We start from the raw sequence: 17138 nt of genomic DNA, 5'->3' as shown, positions 1-17138 counted from the left end.
GAAAAAAACGAGGGAGCCCAAGGCTCCCTCGCACACCCGGCTTAAGGGGCCGGATAGACGTAAGGGGCTTGCAACCCGAGCGGGAAGCCGAGCGCCCAGTAGAGCAGCAGGAAAATCGTCCAGCTCACCAGGAAGGCCAGCGAGTAGGGCAGCATCATGGAGACCAGAGTACCGATCCCGGTGCTCTTCACATACTGCTGGCAATAGACCACCACCAGCGGGAAGAAGACCATCAGCGGGGTGATGATGTTGGAGGCAGAATCCCCTACCCGATAGGCCGCCTGGGTCAGCTCGGGGGAGATCCCCACCGCCATCAGCATGGGTACCAGGATCGGACTGATCAGCGCCCACTTGGCCGAAGCCGACCCCACCACCAGATTGACGCTGGCGGTGAGCAGGATCATCCCGACGATGGTCACTTCACCGGGCAGCGCCAGCGCATGAAGCACTTCGGCACCGGAGAGGGCCAGCAGGGTGCCCAGGTTGGAGTCGCCAAACGCCTTGATAAAGAGCGCGCAGAAGAAGGCCATCACCATGTAGGAGCCCATCTTGTTCATGGTGGCCGACATGGCATCGATCACATCCTTGCCACTCTTGAAGCTGCCTGCGACAAAGCCGTAGACAATCCCGGGCAGGATAAAGAGCAAGAAGATGAGCGGCACAATGGACTTCATCACCGGCGCGGCGAAGGTGGTCAGGGAGCCATCGGCAGCACGCAGCGGTGAATCGCTCGGGGAGAGCGCCAGCGCCAGCAGCACGATAGCCGCCAGCATGGCAAACCCGGCCCAGTTGAAGGCCCGGCTCTCTTGCGCGCTGTAGCGCCCCATCTCGTCGGCACTCTCCAGATCCTCGTTGAGCGCCACGTGCTTGAGGCGCGGCTCCACCACCTTTTCGGTGACGAACCAGCCGACGCAGATGATCAGCAACGAAGAGGCACCGGTAAAGATGATGTTGCACAGGGTGTTGACCATGTAGTCAGGATCGAGCAACTGAGCGGCGGACTGGGTAAAACCCTGCAGCAGCGCATCCCCGCCGGAGGGCAGGAAGTTGGCGGCAAAACCGCCGGAAACGCCGGCAAAGGCAGCGGCGATCCCCGCCAGCGGATGGCGTCCGGCAGCGTGGAAGATGATGCCACCGATGGGGATCACCAGCACATAACCCGCATCTGCGGCGGTGTGGCTGACGATCGCCACCAGGATCAGCATGGGAGTGAGAAAACGGGCAGGCGTCACTTTCAGCAACTTTTTCAGACCGGTATTGATAAAACCGGACTGCTCGGCCACCCCGACCCCGAGCATGGCCACCAGCACGATCCCCAGCGGGGCAAAGCCGGTAAAGGTGGTCACCATGGTGGAGAGAAACTCGGCCAGACCGGCACCGGTCAGCAGGTTGTTGACCACTACCGCCTCCCCGGTACGGGGATTGACCAGATCAAACTGGAATTGTGACAACACCCAGGAGCCGACCCAGACGATCAACAAGGCGTAGAGGAACAGCATGGCGGGGTCGGGTAATTTGTTCCCGGCTTTCTCGACGCCATTGAGGAAACGGTTCAGCCAACCTTTGGGAGGGCTGGCCGGACGGTCATTGACAGCAGCATGACTCATTATTGCGATACTCCTTTCCCTAGAAACGAGGTCGCATGCTAGCAATTCCAGCCAATCCGTCTCATGACCGATCGCAAAAGAATGATTAATTTTGATTAAATATTGCGGAATAAAATTCCAAGTTGTGGCCTAACGCACACTTGTTACTCTGCCATCACGGCATCTAGCAGTGGATAACGCCCGACCTGGCACTCCACCACAAAACCGCTCGCCTCGACTTGCGCCACAGTCAGCGGCTTGCTGAACAGATATCCCTGGAACACATGGCACCCCTGGGTCTGCAGTGCGGCCAGCTCGTGAGGCTCCTCCACCCCTTCCGCCATGATCCCCAACCCCAGATTGGTAGCCATGGCCGCAGTCGCCCGGATCACCGGCAAGTTGAGACCGACCACGAAGGAGCGATCCAGCTTGATGTTATTGATCGGCAACCGGTTGAGATAGGCCAGCGAGGAGTAGCCGGTACCGAAATCGTCGATGGCAATCTTGATCCCCTGCTCGCTCAAATCGTCGAGAATGCCGAGGCACCCCTTCATATCGAGCATCAGCACGGTTTCGGTCAGCTCCAGCGTCAACAGGGAGGCATCCACCCCGTGCAGCTCCAGCTGCTGGCGAACTTGCCCGGGCAGCGCCGACGAGAGCTGGAAACCGGAGAGGTTGACGGAGACCGGCACCCGCTGATGGAAGCGCTTCTGCCAGCTGGCGACCTGTGCCAGCGCGGTGGAGAGCACCCAGCTGCCGATCTCGCGGATCAGCCCCATCTCTTCGGCCAGCGGGATAAATTCCACCGGCGACACATGGCCGAGCACCGGGTTGTACCAGCGCAGCAGTGCCTCGTAACCGATCAGACGCCGTTTGGCGGCATCGACCTGCGGCTGGTAACAGAGGCTCAGCTCCTGACGGCCGATGGCCTTGGCCAGAAACTGTTTGAGATTGAGCTTGCGCTGCAGGGTCTGCTGCATGCTGGGGGTGAAACGCTGCCAGCGCAGCCGCCCCATCTGCTTTGCCTGATACATGGCCATGTCGGCACGGGTGATAAGGTTGTCCCCGTCATCCGCATCATCTGGATAGATGGCGATACCGATACTGCCACCGATGGTCACCTCCGGCAGCCCGCTCAGTTGCAGCGGCTTGGTCATCTGGGAGAGCATCTGATCGGCCACCTCTTGCGCCCGATCCCCCTGATTGCCCAGCGGCACCAGTGCTGTGAATTCATCGCCACCGAGGCGAGCCAGCTCCACATCCCGCGGGCAAATCTGTTTGAGGCGACCGGCGACCCGCTCCAGCAGGCGATCTCCCGCCTTGTGGCCGTAGTTGTCGTTGACCAGCTTGAAGTTGTCCAGATCCATGAACACCAGCGCGAAACGCTCCCCCAGCCCGCAATAGGCCTCAAGGGATTTCATCAAGCCATACCGATTGAGCAGGCCGGTCAGGGAGTCGTGCCAGGCGAGGTGGCGATGCTCCAGCTCTTCGAGTTTGCGATCGGTAATATCCCGCATGGTGAGCAGAATGCGGGCCCCCTGCTGGATATAGCGGAACTGATACTGGAACCAGCGCATCCCCTTGAGGGTACGGCACTCCCCCTCGGTCACCACTTCATCGAGACGGGAGAGCTTCTGGTAGAAGCTGTCATCATTGCCGGAGAAAACCTGGGAGAGCTTGGCGATCTGGTGGCCGAAACACATTTCGAAATGATAGTTGCCACTCTCGAACACACCGTGGCTATCGAACAGGCAGGCAAGGGTATCGCCGGTTGCCAGCGAGGACTCCTGATAGAGGGTATCGGAGTCGAGCACCGCTTCGGTCATCATCATCAGCCGGCCAGCCAGTTGAATACCGGAGAGGCGCAGATAGATCTGCTTCTTGACACCCTTTGGGGAGAGGGTCCACCACTCGTTGTAACTGCGCCCCTGCTGAAAATCACCCAGATAGCGCTGCAGCAGCAGATCGATGGCGGTTGCCATATCGGCAGAGAAGTCGCGGGAGCAGAGTTCGTCGAGAGACGTCGCCTCCCACACGGAGAGCGCGGCGCTGTTTGCCCAGAAAATATGGTGATGCTCGATGTCATAAACCCAGATCGGGGTATGCAGAACATCCATCGTCTTCAGTAACCGTTCGTCAAGCGTATTCATCTGGTCAAGGTCATTCATGCTGGATGGTCACTGGTTAACCGGAAAACAGATCTGGCAAACCGCTAGCTGCAGAATGCAAGGTGCAAATACCTCTCGGCCATTATCCCTTTTCACATAGCCAAGAGCGGACAAAACTATTTCAGATATCAACAACAGGGCAGCCTGTACGGCAAAACTACAAAGGACTCAGCCAAGGACCCTGTTAATCCAAGCAAATCATATAGTCGATTTTTAACTTTTTTCCCCAGTAAAAACAAGCACTAAGAGCTATCCACTCGAGACCTTGAAAGAGCAATTGCATATTTGCTGCGATAAATTTGTTATTAACATTTAAGTCAATGGTGGAAATAGTCATCACTCTCTGTCACAAAGCTTCCATTAATTAACCAAGCGGATGGATAAACAGCCAAAAAAACGCCAAAACGGACAAAAATAGTTCACTAAGGCGGAATTGATATACCCCAAATTCATTTTTCAATAGGCAATGAGCAAAAACCGAATATATGATCTGCATCACATTGGCTGTGGATGGCAAACCACCCCAACTGAGCACGCAGAGCAACCCGGCGCCCTTCCATCAGGTTGCAATATCGGCCTTCGCTCGCGGTTATAGCGGAATCAATCAGGGAATATGGCAAACATCACTGCCGTAGTACCATTTGGCATCATGCCGAAATAATCACCAGCCTGGGGAAACTGAGATGACGGGCGGGTGGATAACTGGTATCAACAGAAATCGAATCCAGATCAATTAAACGCTGAATTACCCTTGCCAACCCGGAACGCTCTTTTTATGGTTGCTCCCTTGTTACACCCAGAACAGCGTTTATGAAGCACATCGAAGAGTTCTACCTGTTCGTCAAGGTGGTGCAAGAGGGAGGATTCTCCCACGCTGCAGCCGCACTGGGCATGCCAACAGGCACCATCAGTCGACGCATTTCCCAGCTGGAAGAGCAACTGGGTTGCTCCCTGCTACATCGCTCTACCCGCAAGCTCCGCCTTACCGATGATGGCCTCAGATACTACGAACGTCTCTGCACGCCACTCGCACAAATCGAGCAGGCCACCAGCGAGATCCAGGGTCAAGAGGCCGACATCACCGGGCTTATCCGGGTAGCTGCGCCGATCGCGCTCTCCAACACCATCCTCATCGATATGCTGGCCGAATTCGGACTGCACTATCCCGAGGTACAGTTCGATATCACCCAGACCAATGATCATCAGCACCTGTTCGACAATGATCGGGATCTGGTGTTCTTCAACGGTGAGCTGCCCCAGTCGCTGCCCAATGCGATCTGTCTCGGCCATATCGAGTACGGTCTGTTTGCCTCACCACTCTATTTGACCAAAAAGGGCACCCCCTCCCATCCCAACCAGCTGGAAGAGCACGATCTCATCTACTGCTGGCCTCACCAGCACTGGCAGCTGACCGACAAGGATGGCCAGAGCGTCTGCATCAAACGCAGCGCCAAACTGACCGTCAACCAGACCCAGGCCGCGGTACGCGCAGCCCGGCGTCATCTGGGGATCGTCAATGCCCCGCTGCACTATCTGAGCAGCTTCCTCCATGACGAGCAGCTGGTGCCGGTACTGACCGACTGGCAAACCGGCAATCGCCCCTTCTACATGTTGTGTTGCCAGCACCAGTTCGCTCCGTTGCGTGTTAAGATGTTCGTTGAATTTGTTGAAAAATACTCAGCACGCTATCGCAATCGGCAGTGGGACAACCAATTTTCACAAGGTGATAGCCTCACCCATTGCATCTGACCGTTAGCGGGCCACACTTATAGCATCCCTTGCCAACAGAGCCTGCCTAACGCCATGAATGTATTGATATGTGATGACTCCGGGTTCGCCCGCAAACAGCTGGCGCGGGCGCTCCCGGCCGACTGGAAAGTCGATTTGCACTACGCAGCCAATGGTCTCGAAGGGATCGAACAGGTGCTGATGGGTCATGGCGATCTCATCTTCCTCGATCTGACCATGCCGGAAATGGACGGTTACGGCGTGCTGGAGACCCTCCAACGGGAGGGGCTGCGCAACAAGGTGATCGTGGTCTCCGGGGATATCCAGCCAGAGGCCTATCAACGGGTCATGGGGCTGGGGGCGCTCGATTTCATCAAGAAACCCGCCGCCCCAGAAACCCTGCTCGCCCTGCTCAAAAAGCATGATTTCTGGAGTACCGCCCCGAGCGGTCAACCAAGCGCCCCCGAGCAGCAGCCAAACGGCGTTGTAGCCGATGCAGGCGTCAAGATCCCCCCGAAATCCGCGATGTCTATCAGGAGCTGGCCAACGTCTCCATGGGTCAGGCCGCCGACTTGCTGGCTCGTCTGCTCAACGCCTTCGTGGTACTGCCTATCCCCAACGTCAACGTGCTGGAAGTATCAGAGTTGCATATGGCCCTCTCGGCCGCTGCGGATTCAGATACCCTCTCCGCCGTCTGTCAGGGGTTTATCGGAGCTGGGATCGCCGGTGAAGCGCTGATCCTGTTCCATGACTCCAGCTTCAAAGATTTGGCCAAGCTGATGAACCATCAGGGGACGCTGGATCGCACCGCCGAACTGGAGCTGCTGATGGATACCGCCAACGTGCTGATCGGCGCCTTCCTGCGCGGCTACGCCAACCAGCTCGACACCCCCTTCAGTCAGGGCCACCCGGTGGTGCTCGGCCAACACAGACCCATCAACGAGCTGATCAACACCAACAAGAGTCGCTGGCGCCGCACGCTCGCCATCGAGATCAACTACCGGATCCAGGATTATGCGGTGCAGTGTGATCTGCTGCTGCTGTTTACCGAAGATTCCATCGCCACCATGAACAACAAAATCATGCACATGCTCTAGGAGTGACTATGGAAATCCGTGAATTTCATTGGTTGATGAACATAGTCCAGAACCTGGACGTAGGCTTGGTGGTGCTCGACAAGGAGTACAAGGTTCAGGTGTGGAACGGCTTTATGGAGAGCCACAGCGGCCGACTGGCCAGTGACGTGCGCGATGGCGTACTGTTCAAGCTCTTCCCCGATGTGGACAGAGCCTGGTTCGAACGCAAGGCCAACATGGTCTTCAAACTCAACAACCGCGCCTTCAGCACCTGGGAGCAGAAGCCCTATCTGCTGCGTTTCTCCAACTACCGCCCCATTACCGGCTCGGCCCCCCATATGTTCCAGAACCTGACCCTGGTGCCACTGGCCGATTTCGGCGGTCAGGTGACCCACATCGCGGTGATGATCTACGACGCCACCGATGAGGCCATGCTGATGAGCGGCCAGCGGCAGGCTTGAGCTTGCTGCAAATAACAGAGGGCGCCGCGGCGCCCTCTGTTATTTCGGTATAAACAGGTATCGGTATAACCTCTACCTCACCAGCCGTCTCAACGCGCTCCGAGATACTCGGTGAAGGCGTCGATCACCTCTTCAATATCGTCATCGTTGATTTGCAGATGGGTCACCAGCCGCAGCTCGCCGTAACCGGAGAAGAGGATCCCCCGCTCCTTCATAAAAGCGAGCAGAGGGGCCGATTCCCCCTCATGCAGCCGCAGGAACACCATGTTGCTCTGCACCAGCGAGAGGTCGAGCTCGATGCCCGGCAGTGCAGCCAACCCTTCGGCCAACCGTTTGGCACGGCGGTGATCATCGGCCAGACGGGTCACATGCTGCTCGAGGGCAAACAGACCGGCTTGCGCCAGAATGCCCGCCTGACGCATGCCGCCCCCCAGCATCTTGCGTAGGCGGCGCGCACGGGCGATGAAATCGTGGCTGCCCACCAGCAGCGAGCCCACCGGTGCCCCCAACCCCTTGGAGAGACAAATCGAGATGCTGTCAAACGGTGCAGCGATCACCTCGACCGGGGTCTCGCTGGCCACGGCGGCGTTAAAGAGCCGGGCGCCATCGAGATGAAGCTTCAAGCCGCGCTCGGCAACGAATGCCCCCATCTCCTGCAGATAGGAGAGCGGCAGCACCTTGCCGTTGTGGGTGTTCTCAAGGCAGATCAGGCGAGTCTGGACGAAGTGGGCATCATCAGGGGCCAGCGCAGCCTTGATATCATCGAATGCCAGCGTGCCATCGCGCTGCATCGGCAAGGGTTGCAAGGCTACGGAGCCCAGCACGGCACTCCCCTGCGCTTCATAGCGATAGATGTGAGCGGCGTTGCCGAGGATGGCCCCCTCACCGCGCTGACAGTGGCTCATCACCGCCAACAGATTGGACATGGTGCCGGACGGCACAAACAGCGCCGCCTGTTTGCCCAGCAATCTGGCCCCATAGGCCTCCAGCGCGTTGACGCCCGGATCTTCACCATAGACATCGTCACCGACTTCGGCGTGGAGCATGGCTTGACGCATGGCGTCAGTAGGCTGGGTGACGGTGTCACTTCGTAAATCGATATAGCGCATGAGATCCCTCCTGAAACAGGAGAGTGACGTTAGCCATGCGCCCCTCGCTTGGCAAGGGGCGCATGAGCAGAATGTGAAGCCAATAGACGTCCATAGAACCCGCAGGCGGGATTTACCAGGGCAGCGGCTGACCGTTGAGATCCAGTAGCTGGCCCGATTGGGTCAACGATAACCCCTTGATGAGATTGAGCAGTTTCACCGCCACCTCGGCAGGATCCTGTAATTGTTCCAAAGGCAACTCGCTCAGAAAGGGAGCGTTCATCGGGGAGTCCATCAAGCCGGGCGCTACTGCCACCACCCCCGCTTGCGGGAAACGTTGCGCCCACTCGAGGGCCAGAGTTTTCACCCCCATGTCGAGGGCCGCCTTGCTCATCCGGTAGCTGTAACGCCCCCCCTCCAGATTGGAGGTGATGGAGCCCGCCAGATCAGAGATGGCACAGAGCCACAGCGGATGGTCATTGCCCATCAACCGACTGAAACGGGCAGCCAGCGCCAGCGTTGGCCAGGCATTGGCCAGCAGGCTGTCGCACAGCCACTTGGGGTGCACCTCTTCGACCCGCCGCTCTGGCATAAAGCTGACATCGTGCAACACGCCGATGGTGTTGATCACCACAGTGGGGAGCGGATCGGTGTCGTAGAGGGTAAACAGGGTATCGAACGAGATGGCGTCCACCTCTTGCAGCGGGAAGAAGGCCCCCATCTCGATCCCTTTTGGATAGGTACGCCCGGCCAGCAGGAAGGACTCCCCCCTTGCCATCAGCTCTCTTGCCAGCGCCGAGCCCAGCGCACCGCTTCCGAGGATCAAGTAGCTCATCGCCCATTCCATGGAGAGTTATCTTGCTTAGAGCGTATCAGAATACTCAACCGGCCGTGACACGACCAAAGGGTAATATGCCCCTCATCACGCTTCCCCCAGATGGCGACCAAACTCCCGCGCCAGCGCCAGATCGAGGAAACCGTCCGCTTTCTTGTGGGTACGCAAAAACTGGTAATAGGCGAGCAGGGTGACCAGCGCCTCCTCATCGGGCAACCCCACCCCGGGTTGCTGATCGCCCAGCAGTTGCTGCGCCGCTGCCAGCGCATCCCTGTCTACCACTTCCGCCTGACGGTAGAGATAACCGCAGCCAGTTGCCAGCCACTCCAGCGAACAGTTGGCCCCCATGGCGATCTGGTTGGCCCGCGCCAGGCCAGGCTCGGCTCCCTTCAAATATTTGCGGATCAGCGCTTCACTGAGCCCCACCTTGCGGGCAAAGGCACTCACGCTCATCTCCCCGATCAGGCTCTGCAAGCGCTCGGCAAATCCTTCCATCCAACTCTCTCCCCTACTCTGCGATCAGAACCAAAGTTCGAATCATGCCACTGCCCATTATTGCTTTGCCAGCCACATGAGGCCAAGATGCCCGCAGTCATCTATGTTGCACATCGTTTTCGCATCGCGTTTTTCAAGGAGTCAACCATGTCTGTATCCCGTGTCGCCCTGCATCCGCAAGGCCCCACCTTCTCTCGCCTCATCATGGGTTACTGGCGCCTGATGGAGTGGCAACTCTCTCCGGCCGCTCTGCTTGACCTGATGAAATATCATCTGGATCTGGGGGTCACCACCATCGATCACGCCGATATCTATGGCGGCTATCAGTGCGAAGAGGCCTTTGGTCACGCCCTGCGCCTCGAGCCTTCCCTGCGCAGCCGGATGGAGATCGTCAGCAAGTGCGGTATCGCCCTCACCGCCAAACCGGAGCATGCCCTCAACCACTACAACACCGGCAAGAGCCATATCGTCGCCAGCGCAGAGGCCTCGCTGCGCAAGCTCGGCACCGACCATCTGGACCTGCTGCTGATCCACCGCCCGGATCCTCTGATGAACGCCGATGAAGTGGCCGACGCCTTTATCACCCTGAAACAGTCGGGCAAGATCAAGCACGCTGGGGTATCCAACTTCACCGCCCGACAGTTCGAGCTGCTGCAATCGCGCCTCCCCTTCCCGCTGGTCACCAACCAGCTGGAGATCTCGCCGCTTCATCAGGAAGGGACCCTCGATGGCACCCTGGATCAGTGCCAGCAGCTTGGCATCAAGCCGATGGCCTGGTCATGTCTCGGCGGCGGCCGACTGTTCAGCGATGACACCTATGCCCCGCTGCGTGCCGAACTGGAGCAGATCCGTCAGGAAGTGGGCGCCCAGACTATCGAGCAGGTGGTCTACGCCTGGGTAATGATGCTGCCAAGCCAGCCACTGCCATTGATTGGCTCCGGCAAGCGGGAGCGGATTGCCGCCGCCGTGGCCGCCGAATCCATCGGGCTGAACCGCCAGCAGTGGTTCCGCATCCGCAAGGCGGCGCTCGGTTACGACGTTCCCTGATAACTGCAAAACGTCCAGAAACAAAAACGGCATGGGGGAAACCCATGCCGTTTTTTTATTGCCGAGGCACCTTAGCGGTGGCGCTGTTGCGGGCGACCACGGGGAGCATCTGTCTTCGGTTTGGCCTGGTTGACGGTGATGGTACGGCCACCGACTTCAGTGCCATGCAGACCAGCGATGGCCTTCTCGGCATCACCATTGACCGGCATTTCAATAAAACCAAACCCCTTTGACTGGCCGGTATCGCGGTCGATGATGATATCAACCTTGTCGACCTGTCCAAACTGGCTGAACAGGGTTTTCAGTTCGTCGGCCGTCATCCGGTACGACAGATTTCCTACGTAAATCTTCATGCCATCCACTCTCGATTCAAGGTGCCTTCTCTATGCAATTCCCAGCATAACGGTAAGGGCACAACCCCTATGCCGGACCTGCCATGGCTTCATGCCGTGGCCTTCTCCACACTGTCGTCAAGTGATTGATCTCTTGGGTTAACAGTGCAGACAAGATCAATTCGAGTCACTGGCAGTATCTGAGCTTTGCCGGGAATTGTCGAGAAAATAGTCGACTCAGGCCGATTGCAGATCTGACAACCGTTGCGCCAGCATCCGGCGACCGTGCCAGGCCCGTTTAAAGCCGAAGCGATAGACCGACGGGCTCACCAGATGGAGCTCCCCCGCCTTGAGATCCAGCAAGGCCATGGCCGCCGCCAGCTCCTCTTCACTCAGTTGCAGATCGAGGCTGAAGTCGAGCCACTGGCCGTCGTGACCCACTCGCCGCTCCCGTTCAAGCGCCACCAGCTGGTTGCGGGGCAGCGCCAGCGCCTCATCCTTGTTGCCATTGAGCAGATAGATATGCTGTTCGTCCCACCCTAGCTCCGCCAGGCGCCAGGGCTGCCAGCTGCGGGGCAGCGACACCATGATCCCGGTGATGCCACCAAAGACCACGCCCACCCAGTTGAGCAGCGCCATGGCGCCCCAGCCATCCCACAAGGAGGCCGCCACCACGCCCCAACTCACCAGCAACAGCAGAAAAATGACGCAGCGATAGCGCACCGCTGGCGGCATCAACAGCTGCACCTGCGAACCGGCAAGCAAGGATGTAATACGCATGAAAAGCTCCTGTCATCACGAAATGGCGCCATTGTGAATAGCCATCAGGATGCTGACAAGGGGGTTTTCTTTGTCATCCCCCTATAAAATCAATACCATGGCGTAAATGATTCTCAGTGGAACCCGCTTCTTGACCAGCTCGCAACCCTGTGTGCGCTTTTGTGGCGTCGACAAATTCTATGGCGACTTTCAGGCTCTTCATCACATCGATCTCACCATTGAACGGGGAGAGAAGTGGGTTATCTGTGGCCCGTCAGGCTCGGGAAAATCGACCCTGATCCGCACCATCAACGGGCTGGAGGGGATCGACGGCGGCCAGCTGTTCCTGTTTGGCGAGCCGGTGACCCCCGCCTACCTGCGCCGCCTGCAAGGTCGGGTCGGCATGGTGTTTCAGCAGTTCAACCTCTTCCCCCATATGACGGTGCTGGAGAACCTGATGGTGGCGCCGGTGCATACCCTGGGGTTGCGTCCCCAGGAGGCCAAAGCCCGGGCACTCGGGCTGCTCGAGCGGGTGCGCATTCAGGCACAGGCTGACAAGTACCCACACCAGCTCTCCGGTGGCCAGCAGCAGCGGGTCGCCATCGCCCGCTCCCTCTGCATGCAACCCGAGCTGATGCTGTTTGACGAGCCCACCTCCGCCCTCGACCCCGAGATGATCCGCGAAGTGCTCGATGTGATCCGCGAGCTGGCTGACGAGGGGATGACCCTGATCTGCGTCACTCACGAGATGGGCTTTGCCCGTCAGGTGGCGGATCGGGTGCTCTTTATGGACGAGGGGAAGATCATCGAATCGGCCCCGCCCGCCCAGCTGTTCAGCGCTCCGCAGCACCCACGCACCCAAGCCTTCCTCGAACAGGTGCTCAGCTATCATGGCTAGGCTAAATCGCCCCCGCCTGCTCGGCTGGCTGTCAGGCACTGTGATGCTCTGTGCGCTACTGGGCTGGGCGCTCTATAGCGGCGCTCGCCAGATGGGTTATGAGTGGCAGTGGCCGCGGGTGTTGCCCTTTCTCGGCGAGTGGGATGAGGGGACCTTTTATGCGGGCCCCCTGCTAAACGGCTTGCTGGTCACCCTGCAGGTGGCACTTCTCAGCCTGTTGGGCACGATGGCGGTCGGTGTGTGCGTGGTCAGCCTGCGGCTGCTCCCCTCCCGGCTCGGCCCTTGGCTCGCCATCGCCTATCTGGCGCTGGTGCGCACCACGCCCCAGCTGGTGCAGCTCTATATTCTCTATTTCTTGCTGGGCCCCATGCTGGGATTGGCTCCCCTTGCCTGCGCCGTGTTGAGCCTCTCCCTCTATCAGGGGGCCTTCACCGCCGAGGTCTTGCGTGCAGGCGTACAGGCTATTCCCAAAGGACAGTGGGAGGCAGCCCAGTCGCTTGGCTTGTCACGGGCCATCACCCTGCGCAAGGTGATCCTGCCCCAGCTGGTGCGCATCACCTTGCCGCCGCTCACCAACGAGCTGGTCTCCCTTATCAAGCATTCGGCGCTGGTGAGTGTGATCGCCATCTTCGATCTGACCAACGAAGGGCGTACTCTGGTTGCCGATACGTTTCTGACCTTTGAGGTGTGGTTTACCGTGGCCGCCCTCTATTTGCTGTTAACCCTGACGCTGTCAGCCTGTTCGCGGGCGCTGGCCCGTCACCTGAATCCGGATCAACAAGGACGCTAACCATGAATCTGTCATTCAAGACCACCCTGTCGGGCGCTGCCCTGCTGCTGGCAAGCCTGCTCACTCCGGCATTGGCACAAACTGCCCCCTCCGACACCCAGGCACAGATCGAGCAGAGCGGTACCCTGCGGGTCGGCATGTCCACCTTCGCCCCCTGGGCGATGCGCGACAAGCAGGGGGCCCTGATCGGTTTCGAGATTGACGTGGCCCGTCGCCTCGCCACAGATAACGGCTGGCAGGTAGAGTTCGTGCCTACCGCCTGGGATGGCATCATCCCCTCCCTGTTGGCGAAAAAATATGACGTCATCATCGGCGGCCTCACCATCACCCCCGAGCGGGAGAAGAGCGTGCGCTTCACCCAGGCCTACTCCCATTCGGGGGTGCAGCTGGCCGCCTCCAGCACCATGGCCAAAGAGAAGAAAACCGTGGCGCACTTCAACCAGCGCGGGGTGATCCTGGCGGTACGTCGTGGCGCCTCACCGGTACAGGTGGCAAAAGAACACTTCCCCAAGGCCACCCTGCGCCAGTTTGATGACGAGTCACAGGTATTTCAGGAGGTGCTGAACGGCCGCGCTCACGGCGCCCTCTCCTCTTCCCCGAAACCCGAGCAAGAGGCGCTGCGCCACCCCGATGCCCTCTTTATGCCGTTTGCCGAACCGTTGGCACAAGGCGATGAAGGCTTTGCCCTGCGCAAGGGGGATGATGCCCTGGCTGAGCAGTTCAACGAGTGGATCGCCGCCCGTCAGGCCGATGGCTGGCTCAAGGCGCGCCATGACTACTGGTTCAAGTCGCTGGCGTGGGAAGCGCAGGTCGCCAATCCCTGATGCTGATGCCCCTCAAAGAGACCATCCGGCGCATCGTCCGGAAGCCATGTCGGAACATCAACTGGCTGGATGGGGCGATCGCCCTGATCCTGCTGCTGGCTGGCCTCTGGCTGGCCAGCCGCTTGCACATCGGGGTGGCCTATCAGTGGCGCTGGCATGAGGCCTTCGATCTGCTGTTCACCCCTGGCCCTCACGGCGAGTTGCCCTACTTTTTCAGCGGTCTGCTCACCACCTTGCGCATCGCCCTGCTCGGCATGGTGCTGGCGCTGCTGCTCGGCACTGCGCTGGGGGTAACCGCCTTCAGCCGCCGCCCCTGGCTGGTGATGCCCGCGACCCTGTTTATCCAGCTGATCCGCAATCTGCCGCCGCTGGTCTTTATCTTCATCTTCTACTTCTTTATCGCCAACCAGCTGCTGCCTGCGAGCGGCCTCTCCCGCTGGCTCGGCACCGTATCGCTCTCCCCGTGGCAAGAGGCGCTGTTTGGCCCGCCTGCCCGCTGGGAAAACCTCATCTCAGGCACCCTCTGCGTTGGCATGATCAGCGCAGCCTTCGTCGCCGAGATCGTCCGTGCCGGGCTGGCCGCCATCCCCCGCGGCCAGTGGGAGGCGGCGCAGAGCCTCGGACTCTCCCCCTGGGTGCGGCTGCGCCATGTGATCCTGCCGCAGGCCATGCTGCTGATGTTGCCCCCCCTCACCGGTCAGCTCATCGCGCTGGTGAAGGATACCGCCATCGTTTCCCTTATCTCGGTGCAGGAGCTTACCTTCGTCGGCACCGAGATGGCCAACTCCAGCGGGCTGGTCTACGAGATCTGGCTGCTGGTGGCCGCAGCCTATTTATTTATATGTTTGAGTCTGTTCGTGCTGCTGAGCCGACTCGAAGCAAGACAAGGAGCACGCACATGCTGACGTCCCTGTTGCTGGCGACCGTATTGCAAGCGGAAGCCATCGGCGGTTATGCCGCCGGTTGCCTGAAAAACGGCGTATCCCTGCCCCTCGAAGGGCCGGGGTATCAAGTGATCCGCACCAAGCGGCTGCGCTACTACGGCCACCCCGACCTTATCCACTATCTGCAGACGCTGGCCAACCAGACCCGCATGGCCGGGCTGCCGGATCTCTACATCGCTGATCTGGCGATGGCCCGGGGCGGCCCCTTTACCTCCGGCCATCGCAGCCATCAGACCGGACTTGATGCCGATATCTGGTTTCGCATGGCCAACCGTCCCATCAGCAAATGGGAGCAGGATGCCCCCAAGGAGTGGGCGCTGATCGACGAACCCAGCTACAAGATGTTGCCGGGTCGCTTTGGCCCCCAGCAGCTCACCCTGCTGCAGCTGGCGGCCAGCAAACCCGAAGTCGCCCGCATCTTCGTCAATCCGGTGATCAAATCCGCAGTCTGCCAACAGACAGGTAACGAACCCTGGGTCGCCAAACTGCGCCCTTGGGTGGGCCATTTCAGCCACTTCCATGTGCGGCTGCGCTGCCCGGTGGGCAGCCCAGATTGCGAATCTCAGGCCCCCATTCCGCCCGGCAACGGCTGCGGGGAAGAGCTGGCCTCCTGGCTCAAGGACAAGCCCCAGCTGCCCAAGGTCTCCAGCATCAACAAGCGACCCGAGCTACCTGCGCGTTGTGGCAACTGACCCCAAGCTGGTATGGTGGTGCACTCTTGGTCGTACACCATCCATGGCGCACTATCGACTCGAAATACCAAAGGAGAACAACAAGATGGCCACATCACTCTGGCGCAAAACCACGCAGAGCCTGTTGACCCTGACCCTGCTGCTCGGCCTGACCGGCTGCGGCATGAACAATATTCCGACCCTGGATGAGCAGGTCAAGGCGAGCTGGGGGCAGGTTGAGAACCAGTATCAGCGCCGCGCCGATCTCATCCCCAATCTGGTCGCCACCGTCAAGGGCTACGCCAGCCATGAGCAGGAGACCCTAAAGGCGGTCACCGATGCCCGAGCCCGAGTAGGCAGCGTGCAGGTGAGCGACCCTGCCCAGCTCAAGGAGTTTGAAGCGGCGCAGAACCAGCTCTCCAGCGCCCTCTCCCGTCTGATGGTAGTGGTAGAACGCTACCCCGAGCTGAAAGCGGATCAGCAGTTCCTGACCCTGCAAGCCCAGCTGGAAGGGACCGAGAACCGCATCTCGGTGGCTCGCCGCGACTATATCGAGGCGGTGCGCCAGTTCAATACCGAGATCCGCACCTTCCCCGGCGTTATCTGGTCCAAGCTGCTCTACTCGGATCTGGAGGCCAAACCCAGTTTCAGTGCCAAACCCGGTGCCGATGAGGCGCCCAAGGTCAGCTTCCAATGAAGATGATGCTGCGCTGGTTTCTTCCCTGTCTGCTGCTCTGGGCCAGTGCCCTGCAAGCGGCACCGGACTTCCCGACGCTGAGCGGACGGGTAGTGGATGAAGCCAGTCTGATGTCCCGCAAACAGGCCCATCAACTGACCCAACAGCTGGCCGCTTTTGAAAAGCGCAGCGGTATCCAGCTGGTGGTGGTCTCCGTCGACAGCCTCGATGGGGAGACTATCGAGGAGTACGGCTACCAGCTCGGTCGCCACTGGGGGATCGGCCAGAAAGGCAAAAACAATGGCGTGCTGTTGCTGATCGCCCAAGATGAGCGCAAGGTGCGGATCGAGGTAGGCTATGGATTGGAAGGCGCCCTGCCCGACGCCATCGCCGCCAACATCATCCATGGCCGCATCCTGCCCGCCTTCAAGCGCGGCGATATGGTGGCCGGGATCATGGCGGGCAGCCAGAGCATCATGAAGGCACTCGCCGGAGAGTATCAGCCGGTCGAGCAGCCAAAGAGTGACAACGGTGGCGGTCCCTGGCTGTTTATTCTGGTGGTGATTGCGATGATCGTGCTCCACAACCTGCGCGGCGGTGGTGGCGGTGGGCCGGGAGGACGACGTCGGTCGGCCTACATGGCCGGTGGATTGGGTGCCGGCTCCTTTGGTGGTCGCTCCGGCGGCGGATTCAGCGGTGGCGGCGGCAGTTTTGGCGGCGGCGGAGCCTCCGGTGGCTGGTAACAGGAGTAAAGAGACAA

At 59.6% G+C, this 17138-nt stretch carries 17 protein-coding genes and 1 pseudogene; 11 read left to right on the top strand and 7 right to left on the bottom strand.

Annotated features, from left to right (window positions below):
• Positions 1 to 41: 41 nt before the first annotated feature.
• Both ACTG1P_RS00575 and ACTG1P_RS00570 read right to left on the bottom strand, forming a co-directional pair.
• Positions 42 to 1607 carry an AbgT family transporter gene (locus ACTG1P_RS00575; RefSeq protein WP_042055621.1) on the bottom strand — a complete coding sequence of 522 codons (1566 nt, stop codon included), beginning with the start codon at positions 1605 to 1607 and terminating at the stop codon, positions 42 to 44.
• A gap of 143 nt (positions 1608 to 1750) precedes the next feature.
• Entirely contained in the window at positions 1751 to 3703 is a 1953-nt protein-coding gene (locus tag ACTG1P_RS00570; protein WP_013723827.1) for a putative bifunctional diguanylate cyclase/phosphodiesterase, read from the bottom strand.
• 861 nt (positions 3704 to 4564) lie between these two features.
• Here ACTG1P_RS00570 and ACTG1P_RS00565 point away from each other — a divergent pair.
• The 3 genes and pseudogenes from ACTG1P_RS00565 to ACTG1P_RS00555 all read left to right on the top strand — a co-directional run bounded on the left by ACTG1P_RS00565 (position 4565) and on the right by ACTG1P_RS00555 (position 7019).
• On the top strand, positions 4565 to 5503 hold the full coding sequence (locus ACTG1P_RS00565) for a LysR family transcriptional regulator (RefSeq protein ID WP_047438361.1): 939 nt from the start codon (positions 4565 to 4567) through the stop codon (positions 5501 to 5503).
• A gap of 54 nt (positions 5504 to 5557) precedes the next feature.
• A pseudogene (locus ACTG1P_RS00560) lies at positions 5558 to 6579 on the top strand (response regulator).
• 8 nt (positions 6580 to 6587) lie between these two features.
• A complete protein-coding gene (locus tag ACTG1P_RS00555) occupies positions 6588 to 7019 on the top strand; it encodes a hypothetical protein (RefSeq protein WP_440000173.1) in 432 nt (143 codons plus the stop codon).
• 89 nt (positions 7020 to 7108) lie between these two features.
• On the opposite strand, the gene ltaE is transcribed toward ACTG1P_RS00555, so the two are convergent.
• The 3 genes from ltaE to ACTG1P_RS00540 form a co-directional block, all read right to left on the bottom strand.
• The gene (gene ltaE / locus ACTG1P_RS00550) at positions 7109 to 8128 is read right to left on the bottom strand and encodes a low-specificity L-threonine aldolase (protein WP_139442037.1); all 1020 of its coding nucleotides are present in this window, start codon (positions 8126 to 8128) and stop codon (positions 7109 to 7111) included.
• Positions 8129 to 8240: 112 nt separating this feature from the next.
• Complete coding sequence (locus ACTG1P_RS00545; protein WP_440000172.1) at positions 8241 to 8942, bottom strand: short-chain dehydrogenase; 702 nt, start codon at positions 8940 to 8942, stop codon at positions 8241 to 8243.
• Between the two features lie 87 nt (positions 8943 to 9029).
• Positions 9030 to 9437 carry a helix-turn-helix domain-containing protein gene (locus ACTG1P_RS00540; RefSeq protein ID WP_440000167.1) on the bottom strand — a complete coding sequence of 136 codons (408 nt, stop codon included), beginning with the start codon at positions 9435 to 9437 and terminating at the stop codon, positions 9030 to 9032.
• Between the two features lie 147 nt (positions 9438 to 9584).
• Here ACTG1P_RS00540 and ACTG1P_RS00535 point away from each other — a divergent pair, with 147 nt between their 5' ends.
• Positions 9585 to 10484: an aldo/keto reductase gene (locus ACTG1P_RS00535; protein ID WP_440000166.1), complete on the top strand. Its 900-nt coding sequence runs from the start codon at positions 9585 to 9587 to the stop codon at positions 10482 to 10484.
• A gap of 71 nt (positions 10485 to 10555) precedes the next feature.
• Here the strand turns inward: ACTG1P_RS00535 and ACTG1P_RS00530 are convergent, their stop codons facing one another.
• Positions 10556 to 10837 (bottom strand): RNA recognition motif domain-containing protein, encoded by a 282-nt coding sequence (locus ACTG1P_RS00530; protein WP_005337180.1) that lies wholly within the window; start codon positions 10835 to 10837, stop codon positions 10556 to 10558.
• Positions 10838 to 11053: 216 nt separating this feature from the next.
• A complete protein-coding gene (locus ACTG1P_RS00525; RefSeq protein ID WP_058057416.1) occupies positions 11054 to 11596 on the bottom strand; it encodes a hypothetical protein in 543 nt (180 codons plus the stop codon).
• A gap of 106 nt (positions 11597 to 11702) precedes the next feature.
• Here ACTG1P_RS00525 and ACTG1P_RS00520 point away from each other — a divergent pair, with 106 nt between their 5' ends.
• From ACTG1P_RS00520 to ACTG1P_RS00490, 7 genes are all read left to right on the top strand, one after another.
• Complete coding sequence (locus tag ACTG1P_RS00520) at positions 11703 to 12473, top strand: amino acid ABC transporter ATP-binding protein (protein WP_287976932.1); 771 nt, start codon at positions 11703 to 11705, stop codon at positions 12471 to 12473.
• Entirely contained in the window at positions 12466 to 13263 is a 798-nt protein-coding gene (locus tag ACTG1P_RS00515) for an amino acid ABC transporter permease (protein WP_201957482.1), read from the top strand. The genes ACTG1P_RS00520 and ACTG1P_RS00515 overlap by 8 nt, the downstream gene beginning before the upstream one ends.
• 2 nt (positions 13264 to 13265) lie before the next feature.
• Positions 13266 to 14087, top strand: a complete 822-nt coding sequence (locus tag ACTG1P_RS00510; protein ID WP_440000165.1) for a transporter substrate-binding domain-containing protein — start codon at positions 13266 to 13268, stop codon at positions 14085 to 14087.
• A complete protein-coding gene (locus tag ACTG1P_RS00505) occupies positions 14087 to 14992 on the top strand; it encodes an amino acid ABC transporter permease (protein ID WP_440000168.1) in 906 nt (301 codons plus the stop codon). The genes ACTG1P_RS00510 and ACTG1P_RS00505 overlap by 1 nt, the downstream gene beginning before the upstream one ends.
• Positions 14986 to 15723 carry a penicillin-insensitive murein endopeptidase gene (gene mepA / locus ACTG1P_RS00500; RefSeq protein WP_440000164.1) on the top strand — a complete coding sequence of 246 codons (738 nt, stop codon included), beginning with the start codon at positions 14986 to 14988 and terminating at the stop codon, positions 15721 to 15723. Before ACTG1P_RS00505 ends, mepA begins: the two co-directional genes overlap by 7 nt.
• Positions 15724 to 15808: 85 nt before the next feature.
• Entirely contained in the window at positions 15809 to 16399 is a 591-nt protein-coding gene (locus ACTG1P_RS00495) for a LemA family protein (RefSeq protein ID WP_440000171.1), read from the top strand.
• Entirely contained in the window at positions 16396 to 17121 is a 726-nt protein-coding gene (locus tag ACTG1P_RS00490) for a TPM domain-containing protein (RefSeq protein WP_005346567.1), read from the top strand. Before ACTG1P_RS00495 ends, ACTG1P_RS00490 begins: the two co-directional genes overlap by 4 nt.
• The last annotated feature ends 17 nt before the right edge of the window (positions 17122 to 17138 follow it).

Source organism: Aeromonas sp. 11P (genome assembly GCF_051920165.1).
Classification (GTDB): domain Bacteria; phylum Pseudomonadota; class Gammaproteobacteria; order Enterobacterales; family Aeromonadaceae; genus Aeromonas; species Aeromonas veronii.
The sequence above is the reverse complement of the archived record's forward strand: the minus strand, read 5'-3'. Positions and strand labels throughout refer to the sequence as shown.